General features: G+C 70.4%; 16 protein-coding genes. 6 read left to right on the top strand and 10 right to left on the bottom strand.

Annotated features, from left to right (window positions below):
• Positions 1-67: 67 nt before the first annotated feature.
• The 6 genes from ACFWGZ_RS09765 to ACFWGZ_RS09790 form a co-directional block, all read right to left on the bottom strand.
• The gene (locus ACFWGZ_RS09765; protein WP_382451075.1) at positions 68-1,666 is read right to left on the bottom strand and encodes an alpha/beta hydrolase; all 1,599 of its coding nucleotides are present in this window, start codon (positions 1,664-1,666) and stop codon (positions 68-70) included.
• Positions 1,667-1,728: 62 nt separating this feature from the next.
• Positions 1,729-2,700, bottom strand: a complete 972-nt coding sequence (gene egtD, locus ACFWGZ_RS09770; protein WP_382451076.1) for an L-histidine N(alpha)-methyltransferase — start codon at positions 2,698-2,700, stop codon at positions 1,729-1,731.
• A complete protein-coding gene (gene egtC / locus ACFWGZ_RS09775; RefSeq protein ID WP_382451077.1) occupies positions 2,697-3,425 on the bottom strand; it encodes an ergothioneine biosynthesis protein EgtC in 729 nt (242 codons plus the stop codon). The genes egtD and egtC overlap by 4 nt, the downstream gene beginning before the upstream one ends.
• Positions 3,426-3,428: 3 nt before the next feature.
• Complete coding sequence (gene egtB, locus ACFWGZ_RS09780; RefSeq protein WP_382451078.1) at positions 3,429-4,718, bottom strand: ergothioneine biosynthesis protein EgtB; 1,290 nt, start codon at positions 4,716-4,718, stop codon at positions 3,429-3,431.
• On the bottom strand, positions 4,715-5,914 hold the full coding sequence (locus tag ACFWGZ_RS09785; RefSeq protein ID WP_382451079.1) for a glutamate-cysteine ligase family protein: 1,200 nt from the start codon (positions 5,912-5,914) through the stop codon (positions 4,715-4,717). The genes egtB and ACFWGZ_RS09785 overlap by 4 nt, the downstream gene beginning before the upstream one ends.
• A 162-nt stretch (positions 5,915-6,076) precedes the next feature.
• Positions 6,077-6,241, bottom strand: a complete 165-nt coding sequence (locus ACFWGZ_RS09790; protein WP_382451080.1) for a hypothetical protein — start codon at positions 6,239-6,241, stop codon at positions 6,077-6,079.
• Positions 6,242-6,408: 167 nt separating this feature from the next.
• On the opposite strand from ACFWGZ_RS09790, the gene ACFWGZ_RS09795 reads away from it, so the two are divergent.
• Positions 6,409-7,002 carry a TetR/AcrR family transcriptional regulator gene (locus tag ACFWGZ_RS09795; RefSeq protein ID WP_382451081.1) on the top strand — a complete coding sequence of 198 codons (594 nt, stop codon included), beginning with the start codon at positions 6,409-6,411 and terminating at the stop codon, positions 7,000-7,002.
• Positions 7,003-7,033: 31 nt separating this feature from the next.
• On the top strand, positions 7,034-8,311 hold the full coding sequence (locus ACFWGZ_RS09800; RefSeq protein WP_382451082.1) for a cytochrome P450: 1,278 nt from the start codon (positions 7,034-7,036) through the stop codon (positions 8,309-8,311).
• Positions 8,312-9,212: 901 nt separating this feature from the next.
• Here the strand turns inward: ACFWGZ_RS09800 and ACFWGZ_RS09805 are convergent.
• Complete coding sequence (locus tag ACFWGZ_RS09805; protein WP_382451083.1) at positions 9,213-10,688, bottom strand: peptide MFS transporter; 1,476 nt, start codon at positions 10,686-10,688, stop codon at positions 9,213-9,215.
• 143 nt (positions 10,689-10,831) lie between these two features.
• Here ACFWGZ_RS09805 and ACFWGZ_RS09810 point away from each other — a divergent pair, with 143 nt between their 5' ends.
• The gene (locus ACFWGZ_RS09810) at positions 10,832-11,395 is read left to right on the top strand and encodes a TIGR03086 family metal-binding protein (RefSeq protein WP_382451084.1); all 564 of its coding nucleotides are present in this window, start codon (positions 10,832-10,834) and stop codon (positions 11,393-11,395) included.
• Positions 11,396-11,585: 190 nt separating this feature from the next.
• Here the strand turns inward: ACFWGZ_RS09810 and ACFWGZ_RS09815 are convergent, their stop codons facing one another.
• Together ACFWGZ_RS09815 and ACFWGZ_RS09820 are read right to left on the bottom strand one after the other, a co-directional pair.
• Positions 11,586-12,053 (bottom strand): GNAT family N-acetyltransferase, encoded by a 468-nt coding sequence (locus tag ACFWGZ_RS09815; protein ID WP_382451085.1) that lies wholly within the window; start codon positions 12,051-12,053, stop codon positions 11,586-11,588.
• Positions 12,050-12,550: a DUF4262 domain-containing protein gene (locus ACFWGZ_RS09820; RefSeq protein ID WP_382451086.1), complete on the bottom strand. Its 501-nt coding sequence runs from the start codon at positions 12,548-12,550 to the stop codon at positions 12,050-12,052. Before ACFWGZ_RS09820 ends, ACFWGZ_RS09815 begins: the two co-directional genes overlap by 4 nt.
• A 126-nt stretch (positions 12,551-12,676) precedes the next feature.
• On the opposite strand from ACFWGZ_RS09820, the gene ACFWGZ_RS09825 reads away from it, so the two are divergent.
• Both ACFWGZ_RS09825 and ACFWGZ_RS09830 read left to right on the top strand, forming a co-directional pair.
• Positions 12,677-13,510, top strand: coding sequence for a helix-turn-helix domain-containing protein (locus ACFWGZ_RS09825; protein ID WP_382451087.1), 834 nt, complete (start codon positions 12,677-12,679; stop codon positions 13,508-13,510).
• Positions 13,510-13,677: a DUF397 domain-containing protein gene (locus ACFWGZ_RS09830; protein WP_382451088.1), complete on the top strand. Its 168-nt coding sequence runs from the start codon at positions 13,510-13,512 to the stop codon at positions 13,675-13,677. The genes ACFWGZ_RS09825 and ACFWGZ_RS09830 overlap by 1 nt, the downstream gene beginning before the upstream one ends.
• On the opposite strand, the gene ACFWGZ_RS09835 is transcribed toward ACFWGZ_RS09830, so the two are convergent.
• The gene (locus tag ACFWGZ_RS09835; protein ID WP_382451089.1) at positions 13,636-14,208 is read right to left on the bottom strand and encodes a TetR/AcrR family transcriptional regulator; all 573 of its coding nucleotides are present in this window, start codon (positions 14,206-14,208) and stop codon (positions 13,636-13,638) included. The two genes, ACFWGZ_RS09830 and ACFWGZ_RS09835, sit on opposite strands and share 42 nt — an antisense overlap.
• A gap of 115 nt (positions 14,209-14,323) precedes the next feature.
• Between ACFWGZ_RS09835 and ACFWGZ_RS09840 the strand changes: the two genes are divergently transcribed.
• A partial coding sequence (locus tag ACFWGZ_RS09840) for an alpha/beta hydrolase family protein (RefSeq protein WP_382451090.1) occupies positions 14,324-15,244 on the top strand: 921 nt, incomplete at its 3' end.

Below are 15,244 nucleotides of genomic sequence, written 5' to 3' on the forward strand. Positions count from 1 at the left end.
CATCGTTTGTACCCGTCTTTCGGAGGTTTCCCGGGGGTGGCAGCACGCCACCCCCGGGATCACCGGACTAGAACGGTTGCGCGTTCGGCTGGTAGACCGAGCCGTTCACGGGAGCGGTGAGGTCGACGAGGTACCTCGTCACCGCCGCGTCCGCACCCGCCGAGTCACCGAGGATGCAGTGCCCGAACGCGTCCACGCTGATCAGCCGCGCGTTGCCGAGCTGCTTCGCCATGCGCTGCGCGAACAGGTACTGCGTCGCCGGGTCGTAGTAGTTGCCCACCACGACGACCGGGTTCTTGGTCTTGCGGTTCCACGGGCCGATCCAGCGGTCCGGGTTGCGCGCCGGCCACGTCGGGCAGGTCAGCAGGTCCGAGGCGGCCTGGTAGCGGCCGAACGTCGGCGACTCCTTCTCCCACTTCGCCGCAGTCGCCGCCCAGTTCTTGTTCGTGCGCGCGAACGGCTTGTCGGTGCAGTTCACGGCGTAGTAGGAGTCATCAGCCGTGTAAGGCGTCTCGGGCAGCGCGCGCACATCCGCGCGGCCGCCGAGGTTGCCGATCACCGGAACGTCCACAACGGACTGAACGCCGAGCGACGCGGCCGACGGGTTCTGCGCGACGTGGATCTGCTGCAGCCACGCCGTCAGGGCCTTGAACGTCGACGGGCTGTAGAGGTTGCTCGACGTGCGGCCGACGACGTCGGTCAGCGTCACCTGGCTGCCGTCGGGCAACGTCGTCGGTGCCTTGCGCAGGTTTTCCCGGATGGTGTCGAACTTCTTGCGCGCGCCACCGGCGAACGCGCACTTCTCCGCACCGGCGCTGTCGCAGCGCTTGAGCATCGCGTCGAGCGCGATCTCGAAGCCGCGGGCGCGCTCGCGGTCGTACTGCGCGCCGTTGGTCAGGCGCAGCTGCGGGTCGACGTTGCCGTCCAGCACCAGGGCACGCGACTTCGCCGGGAAGATGTTCGCGTAGGTCGCGCCGAGCAGCGTGCCGTAGGAGAAGCCGACGTAGGTGAGCTGGCGGTCACCGACGGCCTCGCGCATGACGTCGAGGTCGCGCGCGACGGCCTCGGTCGACATGTGGTTCAGCAGCGGGCCCGCGTTGATGCCGCAGTAGTCCGTGTAGGCCTTGGACTGCCGCAGGGAGCTCGCGATTTCCTCCTTGGTGATCGGCAGCGCGAACCAGCCGTCGTTGACCGCCGCGGCCTCCTCCTCGGTGCGGAAGCAGCGCAGCGGTGCGCTGCGGCCGACGCCGCGCGGGTCGAAGCCGATGAGGTCGAACTTCTCCAGGACCTCCGGGGTGAAGAAGCTGGAACCGTAGGCGCCGTAGATCAGTCCGGCGCCGCCGGGACCGCCGGGGTTGATGAACAGCGAGCCGATCTTCTTGGCCGGGTCGGTGGCCGGGCGCTTCATCATGACGATGCCGGTCTTGTCCCCGCGCGGGCGCGAGTGGTCGACGGGCACGGCCTGCACGGCGCAGCTCACGCGGGTGCGCTCGGCGGCGGGGATCTCGGCGAGCACGTCCTCCGCGCACGCGCCCCAGGCGGCGGGTCTGACGGCAGCGGAGGCTTCGGGCTGGGCGGAGGCGGTGCCCAGCCCGGAGGCGATCGTGCCGAGCGCGAGCGCACTGACGAGCGCCACGCGCACGGCACGCGAGGTTGCAGGAGTCATCGCAGCAGCCCACCACTGACGGCGGGCTGCCAGTACCCGCCTATCGGAGGGTGTTCGCCCGGTTACACCGCTCGGGCCAACGAGACGGCGAACCGGCCCTCGGTGTCGGTCCACCAGCGGTGCAACGCGAAACCGCCCTCCTCGAGCTCGCGGCGCACGCCCTCCTCCCGGAACTTGGCCGACACCTCGGTGCGCAGCTCCTCGCCCTCGCGGAAGTCGACGGTCAGCCCGAGCCCGGCGATCCGCACCCGCACGGCCCGCTTCGCGCGCAGGCGCATCTCGATCCACTCCTGCTCGGCGTTCCACAGCGCCACGTGCTCGAACGCCTCGACGTCGAAGTCACCGCCGACCTCGCGGTTGAGCACGTTCAGCACGTTGCGGTTGAACTGCGCCGTCACGCCCTGCGCGTCGTCGTACGCGCGCACCAGCGTGGCCTCGTCCTTCACCAGGTCGGTGCCCAGCAGCAGCCACTCCCCCGGCTCCAGCACGTCGCGGACCGTGCGGAAGAACTTCTCCCGCTCCTGCGGGATGAGGTTGCCGATCGTGCCGCCCAGGAACGCCACCACCCGCGGCGACTCCCCCGGCAGCAGCGACAGGTGCTGGGTGAAGTCGCCGACCACGCCGTGCACCCGCAGTCCCGGGTAGTCCGCCATGATCGCGTGCGCGGCCTCGGTCAGCGCCGACACCGAGACGTCCTGCGGCACGAACTCCTGCAACGTGCCGTGCTCGCGCAACGCGCTCAGCAGCAGCCGCGTCTTCTCCGACGAGCCGGAACCCAGCTCCACCAGCGAATGCGCGCCGGTCGTCGCGGCGATCTCCGCCGCCCGGTCGGCGAGCACCTCGCGTTCGGCGCGCGTCGGGTAGTACTCCGGCAGGCGGGTGATGTCCTCGAACAACGCGCTGCCCACCGCGTCGTAGAACCACTTGGGCGAGACCCACTTCGGGCTCGCGGTCAGCCCGGCCCGCACGTCGGCGCGCAACGCGTGCGCGGCGTCCTCGGGTGTCAGGTGAACGTCCAGCACCGGCTCGGTCATATCGGTCGAACCTCCACAGTGGATGGATCAGCGAGCACGACGTGCCGGTCGGGGATCTCCCGCCACGCGTCGTCGCCGTCGAGCGGTTCGGAGGCGAGCGTGACGCTCTCCCCGTCGTGCAGGACCCACAGCGAGTGCGTCCAGGTCGTGCCGGCGATGACCGCACCGTCGGTCAGCAGGAAGTTGAGCCGCGACGCCGGGGCGGCGTCCGCGACCTCGCGGACCAGGCCCGCGAGGACGTCGGCCGGGGCGCCGCCGGCTTCGAGCCTGCGCCGCACGAACGTCCACAGCAGCGCGGAGTCGGTCGGCGCGTCCATGGTGAGCAGGTCGGTCACCGGCACGGTGCCCGCGAGGCCCGCCACCGACTCCGGCCAGCCGGAGACCAGGCCGTTGTGGCTGAACAACCACGTGCCGTCGGTGAACGGCGCGCACGCCGGGTCGACGACCGGCATGCCGGTCGTCGCCGACCGCACCGCGGCCAGGAAGGCCGTGGACTCCGTGGTCCGCGCCAGCTGGCGCAGGTTGGCGTCCGACCAGATCGGTCCCGCGCGGCGGTACCTCACCGGGCCGGGGAACCAGCCCACGCCGTACCCGTCGACGTTGACCGTGCCCCCGCCGTGCATCTGCCCGGGTGCGTAAGCCTGCCGCTCCAACGAGTGCGGCGCGTCGAAGAGCAGGTCGTCCAAGGGCACGGCGGGGCCGGCGTACGCCAGGTGGCGGCACACCGCTCAGGCGTCCCTGGCGCAGCGGAAGCCGGCGAAGATCTGCCTTCTGATCGGGTAGTCCCAGTTGCGGAACGTCGCGCGGACCGCCGAGGAGTCGGTGCCGAACGAGCCGCCGCGCAGCACCTTGTAGTCCGGCCCGAAGAAGACCTCGGAGTACTCCCTGTACGGGAACACCTCGAAGCCCGGGTAGGGACCGAAGTCGCTGGAGGTCCACTCCCACACGTCGCCGATCAGCTGGTGCACGCCGCTCGGCGTCGCCCCGTCCGGGTACGCGCCGACCGGGGCCGGGCGCAGGTGGCGCTGCCCCAGGTTCGCGTGCCGCTCCACCGGTTCCGCGTCGCCCCACGGGTAGCGGCGGGTCCGGCCGGTCGCCGTGTCGAACCGGGCGGCCTTCTCCCACTCGGCCTCGGTGGGCAGGCGCTTGCCCGCCCACGTCGCGTAGGCCTGGGCCTCGTGGAAGCACACGTGCACCACGGGTTCGTCGGCCACGACCGGTTCGGTGACGCCGAAGGCCGTGCGCACGAACGAGTTCTCCTCGCGCTGCCAGAACCTGGGCGCGACGAGCTTCGCGGTGGTGCGGTGTTCCCAGCCTTCGTCCGTCCACAGGCGACGGTCGTCGTACCCGCCGGCGAGGATGAACTGCGCATACTCGCCGTTCGTCACCGGGGTGGTGTCGATGAAGAACGAGTCGACGTGCACGGCGTGCGCGGGTCGTTCGTTGTCGAGCGCCCACGGTTCGTCCGAGGTGCCCATCTCGAACGGCCCGCCGGGGACGAAGACCTCCGTGGTGGGCACGAGGTTCCCCGGCGGCGGCGCCGGCGCGTGCAGCACCGGGTCGCCCTGGCGCAGCTGGTGCGTGGCGAGCATCGTCTCGTCGTGCTGCTGCTCGTGCTGCACGATCATGCCGAACGCGAAGCCGTTCTCGACGAGCCGGCGGCCCTCCAGCGGCACCTTCTCCAGCACGTCGAAGACCTTGCCGCGCACGTCGCTCACGTACTGGCGGGCCTCGCGGGGGTTGAGCAGCGGCAGCTCCGGCCGGACGGACCGGCTGAACTTGAACGCGTCGTAGTACTCGTCGATGTCGCTGCGGACCGGTTCGCGACCGCCGACGTCGCGGACGAGCCACAGCTCTTCCTGGTTGCCGATGTGCGCCAGGTCCCAGACCAGGGGCGACATCAGCTTCGAATGCTGCCGGACGAGGTCGTGCTCGTCGACGGCGTCGGTCAGGGCGGTGGAACGCGCGCGCGAGCGCAACAGCTCCCCCGCCACCTGCTCGCGGAGTTCTTCGGTCACAGCTTCCCCTCAAGCTCCCGGCTGATGGTGCTGATCTGGTCCTCGGAGAGACCGGTGCGGTGCAACGCCTCGATGCCGAGAGCGACGACGTCCTTCGCCGCTCTGGCGATGCGTTCGTCCGCCATCCCGTACCGGGCGGCGACGAGCCACCGCCCGGCGGCCCGTTCCGTCGCCGCCAGCACGCCGTCCACGACGGACGGGTCGCTGAACAGCGCGACGAGCAGCGCACTCGGCGCGATCCACCCGCCGGCGGCGGGGGTGTCCAGGTAGCGGATCTCCATGTACCCGCGCGGGCGCACCGGCGGGAACATGAGCGTCAGGTGGTAGTCGAGGTCGTCGCTCGTGGGGCTGCGGTCGAGCGCCCCGTCGATCCACTCGGCGAACGTGAGCCGGCGCGGCGGGATCCAGTTCGGCCCCGGTCCGCGGACGACGATGACCGGTGTGTCCACGACCCGGCGCGCGTAGGCGGCCGCGGGATCGGCGCACACGGCACTCGGCCTGGTGCGCACGGGATCGGTGCCGTAGAGGGAGCGCATGCGCGCCGACGCCCAGCCGGAGTGCATGCCACCGGTGCTCGGCGAGTTCGCGAACAACGCGGTGAGCACGGGCCCGAGCCGGTGCACGGCGGCCCAGCGGTCCTGGAGGTGCTTCCGCTCGCCGAAGTCGAGGCAGACCTGCAGCCCGGCGGTGTTGCACATCATCGAGATGCCGTCGGCGCCGAACTCGCCGAAAGCGTGCTCCATCGCGGCGTAGCGCGGCACCCGCAGCATGCGCGTGGGGTTGCGGTGCTGGTCGGCGCCCTTGTCGCCGAGCACGAGACCGTGGTCCGCGAGCAGGGCGGTGAGGTGGGAGACGTCCTGGGCGACCGTGCGGAAGAGGTCCGGGAGGTTCGTGCAGGGAGGAGTGGAGATCTCGACCTGCCCGCCCGGTTCGACGGTCAGCGGGGTGCCGCTCGGGAGCGGCCTCTGGGGGCTGTCTGGAACGAGGGTCGGTGGAGCGTGGTCGCCGAGCGCGGCGGCGAGCCGATGTCGGTCGAGGACCGCTGCCGGGTCTTCGGCGTGGTGGACGGTCCACTCGACCTCCACGCCGAAGAGCCGCGGAGGTCCGTGCTTGAAGCAGACCGAGGCGACGTACGCCTCGGCCTCGGCGCGGTCGGCGAATCTCACCGGCGCCGGTTGGTCACGCAACGCAGTCACCTGGCCACACTCCCGTGATCGTCTGGCCCAGTCGACGCTACACGCGGGTTCCTTCGCCCGCAGCCTTCAAATCCTTACGAAAGTGGTGTTGCGCTGGAGCGCACACGTGCGCACAGGCACCGGTTCCCGGCCGTTCCGTGAACGTTCGCGCAGTTTTCGGACTTATCGGAACCGGGCGGTGTCCCGGTTCTCGGCGAGGACGGCGATGAGGTCGACAACGGTCCGGGTCACGAGCAGGTCGATCAGGTGCGCGCCGGCGGACGCAGGCAGCCGCCACCCCAGGCGCTCCGCGCGCGCCGACGGTGTGATGATCTCCTGCGACTCCATGGCGGAGAGGGTATTGCCGGATTCGGGCCGCTTCACGCAGGCAGGCGCGATGATCCACTCGAACGGGCACGCCGGGCCGGGGCGACCCGGGAAGATCACACCAACGGCGGTGTCCAATCCGTACGTACGGATTGGATTTCCCGCCCCTGCCCTGCCACCATCTACCGGTGCCCAGGGTGAGCCAGGACCACCTCGACGCCCGCCGCCGTCAGATCCTCGACGGCGCGCGTGCCTGTTTCGCGCGACACGGCTACGAAGGCGCCACAGTACGCCGTCTCGAAGAGGCGACGGGACTGTCCCGCGGTGCGATCTTCCACCACTTCCGCGACAAGGAGTCGCTCTTCCTCGCGCTGGCCGAGGACGACGCGCTGCGGATGGCGGACGTGGTGGCGGAGCAGGGTCTCGTCCAGGTCATGCGCGACCTGCTCGACGAGCCGGGGAAGCGCACCGAGGAGCACGCGGCGGACTGGCTGGGCACCCGCCTCGAGGTCTCCCGCCGGCTGCGCACAGACCCCGACTTCCGGGCGCGCTGGGCCGAGCGCAGCGAACAGCTGACGGCGGCCACGCGGCAGCGGCTCATCCGGCAGCGCGAGGCCGGCAACCTCCGTGACGACGTCGACGTGACGGTCCTGACGAGCTTCCTCGAACTGGTGCTCGAAGGCCTGGTGTCGCACCTCGCGATGGGCCTGCCGGCCGACGACATGGAACCGGTGCTCGACCTGGTCGAGGAAACCGTGCGCCGGCACCGCAGGAGCTCTTGAACCGCGGCGGCGCACCCCGCAAGGTGAGGCCATGAAGACCGCGGTCCAGTTCTTCGCGCTGCGCACGCTCGTCCGCGGCTACGCGCTGCTCGGCGACCCGTACGCGGGTGTCATGGCCTCCCCGCCCGGCCGCGACCCGTACGCGATGTACGAGAAGGTGCGCGCCAAGGGCGACATGGTCCGCAGCCGCATGGGCGCCTACGTCACGCCGTCCCGCGCGATCTGCGACTCGGTGCTGCGGGACGCCAGGTTCGTCACCGCCACGTTCGACGAGGCGTCGATGGTGCCGATCACGCTGGTCCGGGACGGCGAGAAGGTCGTCAACCCGGTGCAGGACTCGTTCCTGATGAAGAACCCGCCGGACCACACGCGCCTGCGCAAGCTCGTACAGCCGTTCTTCACGCCACGGGCGCTCAAGGACCGCACGCGGTCGATCCAGAAGATCGTCACCGACCACCTCGACCGCCTCGGCCCGAGGTTCGACGTCGTCACGGACTTCGCCTCGCAGGTGCCCATCCAGGTCATCGCGGACCTGCTGGGCGTGCCGGACGGCCACCAGGACACGTTCGCGCGCTGGGGCAGCGCCCTGGCCGAGACGCTCGACGGCGTGTGGTCGCAGAAGCAGCTGACCAACCTGCACGCCACGATCGTCGAGTACAACGACTTCATCGACACGCTGATGGACGAACGGCGCCGCAACCCGCAGGACGACATCGTCAGCCACCTCGTCACGCACCACGCCGACCTCAGCCGCGAAGACCTGGTCGCCACGACCGGTTTGCTGCTCTTCGCCGGATTCGAGACGACGGTCAACCTCATCAGCAACGGCGTCCTGAAGGCGTTCGAGAACAGGCACACCGTCGCACCCCTGGCGCAAAGCCCCGAGTACGCCGAGGGTTTCGTCGAGGAGGTGCTGCGACTCGACCCGCCCGTGCAGTACACGATCCGCTGGCCGAGGGAACGCCTGGACCTGGCGGGCGTCACGCTCGCCAAGGGAATGCCGGTCATGCTGATGCTGGCGGCGGCGAACCGGGACCCGCGCGTCTTCAAGGACCCGGCGAAGTTCGACCCGACGAGGTCCAACGCCCGTGAGCACCTCGCGTTCAGCGCCGGAATCCACTACTGCATCGGCGCGGGCCTGAGCCGCATCGAGGGGGCGATCGCACTGCACGAACTGTTCAAGCGCTTCCCGGACCTCGTGCCCGACGGCCCGGTGGCGCGCCGGAAGTCGAAACTGATCCGCGGCGCCTTGCGACTTCCGGTGCGCGCGAACGACACCGAACGGTCACTCGCTGTGAAGCCGAGCTGACCTGAAGCGAAATTTGTTGCGGCACGTGCGCGACTTCACCCGCGTGGAGCAATGTTCGTGCCCCAATGACACATCTGCGTAGTGCATTCTTAGAGGCGAGAGGGAGACCCGCCGCACCGCCGCCGCGACGGGCCTCCCTCTCGCCTTGTCCGGGGTGGGGGCGCCGGGGGTGGGGTGTGCTGGGCTGGGGTGCGCCGGGGACAGGCGTGCTGGAGGCGGTGGCGCTTGGGGGCGGGCGTGCTTGGAGGCGGGCGTGCCGGGTGCGGTGGCGCCGGGGACGGGCATCCTGGGGGATGGTGGCGCCGGGAGCGGGCGTCCTGGGGGATGGTGGCGCCGGGAGCGGGCGTCCTGGGGGATGGTGGCGCCGGGAGCGGGCGTCCTGGGGGATGGTGGCGCCGGGAGCGGGCATCCTGGGGGATGGTGGCGCCGGGAGCGGGCGTCCTGGGGGATGGTGGCGCCGGGAGCGGGCATCCTGGGGGCGGGCGTGCTTTGGGGGCAGGCGTACCGGGGCGGTGGCGCCGGGACAGGTAGCGCGGAGCCCTGCTCGTGTGGGCCCGGCTCGCACCAAGGCCTGATCGAGCTGGACACCGGCTTGCGCTGGGTCTGCTCACGCCGAGGGGGCCCTCACACGGAGGATCCCCTCGTTCCGAGGTCCCCCTCGCGGCGTGGCGACCCTTCACGCCGATGTTCCCCCACGAGCCGAGGGACCCCCACGAGCCGAGGGACCCCTCGTACCGAGGTTTCCCTCGCTCAGAGGTTCCCCCTCGCTGCGCCGCACCCGAGCCGCGCCGCAGCCAACCTCAAGCCGAGTCCAGCCCTGCCCGACCCCAGCCCGGCCCCAGCCCGGCCAGACCCCAGCCCAGCCCAGCCCAGCCCGGCCAGACCCCAGCCCAGCCCAGCCCTATTCCACCCCGGCCATCAACTTCCGAATGGCCGGAGCCGCCACTGCCAGCGCCCCACCGAGCACCACAGCCGCACCACCCAGCGTGAAGAAGTAGGCCGAAGGGCTGGTCGTGTAGAACTTCACGAGCTGCGCCGCCACACCGGTACCGGCCGACACCGCGAGAAACCACAGGCTCATCGTCTGCGAGGCGAACGCGCGCGGCGCCAGCTTCGTGGTGGCCGACAGGCCGACCGGCGACAGCATGAGCTCGCCGCAGGTCATGATCAGGAACATCAGCACGAGCCACAGCGGCGTCACCTTGCCGTCGGCCGCCGAGTTGCTCGCGAAGTACATGAGCACGAACGACAGGCCCACCAGGACCAGGGCACCGGCGAACTTGCGCGGGGTCGACGGGGCCCGGTTGCCGAGCTTCAGCCACAGCCAGGCGAAGACCGGGGCCAGGGCGATGATCATGATCGGGTTGATCGACTGGAACCAGGCGACGGGGAACTCCCAGCCGAACACGTGGTTGTCGACGTTCGAGTCGGCGAACTCCGCGATGACCGACGCGCTCTGCTCGAAGATCAGCCAGAACATCGCCGCCGCGATGAACAGCGGGATGTAGGCGATGACGCGCGGCTTCTCCTCCGGCAGCGTCTTCTTGCTGCGCAGCATCACGGTGAAGTAGCCGATGGGCAGCACGATCGACATGATGCTGATCATCAGGATGACGCCCTCGACGTCACCGAGCAGGTACGCCACGACGCCCAGCGCGGCGATCGCCACGGCGACTCCGAAGATCAGGCCGTAGATGCGGCCCTTCTCGCTGTGCGGCAACGGGTTGGGCGGCACGGCGGCCGATCCGCGCAGGTACTTGCGGCCCATCCGGTACTGGACGAGGCCGGCGGCCATGCCCACCGCGGCGACGGCGAAGCCCGCGTGGAAGCCGATGCCGTCGGCCAGGGCGCCGGTGATCAGCGGGGAGACGAAGCCGCCGATGTTGATGGCCATGTAGAACACCGTGAAGCCGGCGTCGCGGCGGGTGTCGTCCTTGTCGTACAGGCCGCCGACGACCGTCGAGATGTTCGGCTTGAGCAGGCCGGTGCCGATGACGATGAAGATCAGGCCCAGGTACACGCCGGTGATGCCGATCGGGATGGCCAGCGCGATGTGGCCGCACATGATCAGCACGCCGCCGTAGAACGTCGAGCGCTGGCCGCCCCACACGCGGTCGGCGAGCCAGCCGCCCGCGACGCCGGACATGTAGACCGCTGTGCCGTAGATGGCGACGACCGACAGGGCGAGCGCCTTGTCGACGCCGAGGCCGCCCTCGGACACGGCTGTCCACAGGTAGAGGCCGAGGATGGCCTTCATCCCGTAGAACGAGAAACGTTCCCAGAGTTCGGTGAAGAACAGCGTGGACAGGCCTCGGGGGTGGCCGAAGAAACCCTTGTCCTGACCGGAGATGCTGGCGCTAGGGGCGCTCACGCTCATCGTCCTCTCGTGTCAACGATGTCACGGCGGATCGGTGCAGATTACGCCGAACGTTCGTACTGCTAGCAAATCGAGGTTGCGCCCCAGTGGCCCAACTCTCATGTCAGGGTGCGCATCTGGGCGGGATTTGATGCACTGCTGGGATGGAGTTGATCCAGGCGCACGGAGTGGCGATGACGGAGTTCGACCGGCGGGTGCGGGAGATCGCGCCCGACCAGTGGTCGCTCGGCACCCCCTGCCGGGAGTGGTCGGTCAGAGACCTCGTCGGCCACCTCGTGTACGAGCAGCTCTGGGCACCGGAACTGCTGGCCGGCTGCACCACCCGGCAGGTGGGTGACCGGTTCGACCACGACAACCTCGGCGACGACCCGCTCGTGTCCTGGGTCGTGGCGGCCGCGGCGGCGCGTGAGGCGTGGCTCGAGCCGTCCGCGCTGACGAAGACGGTGAGCGTGTCCTCCGGCGAGATGTCCGCGGAGGAGTACTGCTGGCAGATGACCGCGGACCTCGCCGTCCACGCGTGGGACCTGGCGCGCTCGATCGGCGCCGACGAGCGGTTGGACCCGGACCTCGCGTCGATGGTCCTGCGGTACGTGGAGCGCAACGTCGACGACTGGAGCGGGTCGTCGATGTTCGACTCACCGGTTCCAGTGGCGGAGGACGCGGACGACCAGACGCGGCTGATAGGGCTGTTGGGACGCAAGCCGTAGCCTCCCGAAGCTCGGAAAGCGCCCCGCTCCGCATCCCCCTCGCCTCCTGCGGGGCGGGGCGCTCCTCCCCCATCGCGGCCCCCGGATCCCCCCGGACCGACGACCGCTCCCCCTGTGTACCGGAAGATCGTTGTCCGGTGTCGGAGCGGTGTCACCGGACAACGTCCAGCGGACAACGATCCGGTCTCCGTCAGACGACCTCCTGCTCCAGGGTGACGCACCGGATGCCGACGGCGTCGAGGTGCTCGGAGACGCGGACGAACCCGGCGCTCTCGTAGAACCGCAGGTTGTCCTCGCTCTCGGCCCCGGTGAACAGCCAGACCACGCGCACGCCCGCCGGGGCCTTCGCGCTGATCATGTGCAGCAGCTTGCGGCCGACGCCGCCGCCCTGCACGTCCGGCGCGACGCACAGGCGCGCGACCTCCATCCGCTCGCCGTCGACGCGGCTGCGCACCGACCCGACGAGCCGGGTGCCGTCGAACGCGCCGAGCGAGGGCGTGCCGTCACCGAGGTGGGCGCGGACCTGCTTCAGCGTCTCGACGAGCGGCGGCAGGTCCCACGCGCCGTAGCGGCGGGCTTCCTGGAGGTACGCGGCGCGCTGGATCGTCAGGACCTCGCCCGCGTGCTCCGGGGTGATCGGTCCGATGTGGACGTTCACGGACCGGTGACCCCCGGCGTCCAGCTCTCCGGGATGCCGCTCTCGGTGAGGATCAGCTGGTGGTCGTGGAACCCCTCCGGCGCGTCGGGCTGCCACGGCCACTGCCCCTGCGGCGTCGGCACGATGATCTGCACGGCCGCGAAGTCCGAGCCGTCGTAGAGCAGGTAGGCGCTGCCGAAGAACTCCGGGTAGAACCCCTTGTAGACGCGTTCGAACGTGACCGGCACGCCCTCGAAGAAGTCGTGGTAGAGCTTGCCCGGCTGGAACCGCTCACCGCCGCTGGCCCGCTTCACGTAGGCGTTGACCAGGTTCTCGCCCATGCCCTGGGGCAGCCCGATCACGACCGCCTCGGCGACGCCGAACCGCCGCCACGCCCCCACCGAGAACACGTACCCCGCGCCCTCGCCGTCCGGGTTCACGACGATGTTGGTGTGACCGTGCCGGTCGGCCGCGGACAGCAGGCGGGCCCGCAGCTCGATGTCTTCTTCGGAAAGCACGGCCTCCACCCTACGGCACGCTTTCGGCGCCTTAGGCCTGCTTAGAGCCGTTCCAAGGCTCCCACCTTCGGGCACATTCGGCCGCGAACGATGGAGTCGGCGGGGTCGGCCTCCTAGCGTTCCCGCATGCCCAAGAGATCGTCCAGCGTGGTGGGCCGGGAGTTCGGCAACGGCGTCCGCACCGCCGTGGAACGCACCGGCCTCACCCAGCGCAGGCTCGCCGAGGTGCTCGGCTGGCAGGAGGCCAAGGTCTGCGACATGCTCGCCGGCAAGGGCGGGGTGAACGAGGCCGAGGTCCGCGAGCTCCTGGCCTACTGCCGCACGCCGCTGCGGGAACGCGAGGAGCTCCTCGACCTGTTCCGCGAGTCGGGCAACGTCTACCTCCAGGTGCCGGACGACGGCGTGCCCGACCAGGTCCGCACGCTGATCAACCAGGAGAAGGACGCCGACGAGATCGTCTGCTGGTCCATGATCTTGGTGCCGGGCTTGCTCCAGATCCCCGAGTACATCGAGGCGGTCACCGCCAAAGCCCAGACGATCAAGCCGGAGAAACGTGCCGCCGCGGTAGCGGCGAGGGCAGCCCGCGCGGCGATCCTCGAGTACACGCGCACATTCGTCTTCTACGTGCACGAGCAGGCACTGCTGCTTCCGGTCGGCGGTGAGGAGGTCTGGCGGGAACAGCTCGCCCACCTGTTGCGGCTGTCGGTGCGGAACTACATCAGCATCCGGATCGTCCCGAGGTCGATCGGCATGCACGCAGGCGTGTCCGGCGATTTCCGGCTGATGAGGTTTCCGAAGTACCCGCCGGTCGTCTACGTCGAGAGCGTCCAGTGCTGCCTGTTCTTCGACGACAAGGACACGGTCAAGGTCTACGAGAACATCCTGAAGGACCTCGCTCGCTCCGCCCTCGATGAGGAACAATCGAGGGCGGTGATCAACAGCATCCTGGAGGGCTTCTGATGACCGCATGGCGCAAGAGCAGTTACAGCGGCGACGGCGACAACTGCGTCGAGGTCGGCCGCGGCGTCGGCATCCGGGACAGCAAGGCGCCGACCGCTCACGTTCCGGTCAGCGCTCAGGCGTGGTCAGCCTTCCTGCGGCTGGCTGCGGCACCCGTCGAGCAGTAGCCCGATCGTCACGCGCGCGTCGTAGTCCGGGTCGGCCCGCCCGGCGCCCGCGCAGACGTCGCCGATCGCGCGGAGCAGCTGGTACGGCGCGATGTCGCGGGTGATCTCGCCCGCCGCGCGCGCCGCGGTGAGGATGTCGGCGAGCACCGGCACGAGTCCACCGAGCAGTGCGTGCAGGGCGGCGAAGCCCTCCGGGTCGTCGCGCATCGCGGCGGCCAGGCCGTGCTTGGTGACGAGGAAGTTCACGAACCCCTCCACCCAGTCCCGCAGCGCCGCGAACGGCGAGCCCGCCGACGCGAGCAGCGCGGGGCCCGCCTCGCCGAGCGCCTCGATCTGGTGCCGGTAGACGGCGACCACGAGGTCCGCGCGCGTCGGGAAGTGGCGGTAGATCGTCCCCATGCCGACGCCCGCCTCGGCGGCGATCTTGCGCACCGGCGCGTCCACGCCGTCGGCCACGAACACCGCCGCCGCCGCGTCGAGCAGCGCTTTCTCGTTGCGGCGCGCGTCCGCGCGCTTTCCCGACCCGGCCACCGGCACACCTCTCCCACGCCCGCGCTTGCCAAACGGAACAGTGCTCCGTATATTCGGAACCACGCTCCGGTTCGGAGTCTACAACGTTCCACCGCTCGTGGAGAAGGACCCTCTCATGCCTGTGACCAGCACTGCCGTGCCCGCGTTCCCCTCGTCGATCCTCAGCGTCAAGCCGGTCGTGCTGCCCGCACCGGACCGCGGTGACGACCTCCAGGTGCGCGTGTCGGCACCCGCCTCCGGCACCGGGCTGCCGATCATCGTGTTCGCGCACGGCTTCAGCCAGTCGATGTCGTCGTACGACCCGCTGGTGGACTTCTGGGCGGGCAACGGCTTCGTCGTCGTCCAGCCCACGTTCCTCGACTCGGTGACCCTGGGCCTCACGCCCGACGACCCGCGCCACCCGGAGATCGCCCGGTTCCGCGTGGAGGACGTCCAGCGCGTCATCGATGACCTCGACGTCGTGCTCGCGGCGGTCCCGGGGCTCTCCGACCGCGTCGACCGCGACCGCCTCGCCGTCGCCGGGCACTCGTGGGGCGGGCAGACCGCAAGCCTGCTGCTCGGCGCCCGCGTGCTCGACGCGGACGGCGAGCCCGGCCCCGACCTGACCGACCCGCGGGTGAAGGCCGGTGTGCTGTTCGCGACGACCGGGTTCGGCGGCGACGACCTGACCCCGTTCGCCAAGGAGAACTTCGGCGCGTTCATGTCGCCGGACTTCGCGCAGCTGAACACGCCGTTCCTCGCCGTCGCGGGTGACGCGGACCAGTCGATGCTCAGCACCCGCGGCCCCGACTGGTTCACCGACGTCTACCACCACGCGCCCGGCGCGCGCGGCCTGCTCACGCTGGCCGGCGGCGAGCACTCGCTCGGCGGGATCCACGGCTACAACGCCACCGACACGACCGACGAGAGCCCGGAGCGGGTCGCGCTGGCCCGCCGCGCGGCCTGGGCCTTCCTGCGCGACGCGCTCGGCCTCGACGACCAGGCGTGGAAGCAGGTGCAGGCCGACGCCTCCCCCGCCGTCGGCCGCATCGAGACC

The sequence above is a fragment of the Lentzea sp. NPDC060358 genome, assembly GCF_042725365.1.
Classification (GTDB): Bacteria; Actinomycetota; Actinomycetes; order Mycobacteriales; family Pseudonocardiaceae; genus Lentzea.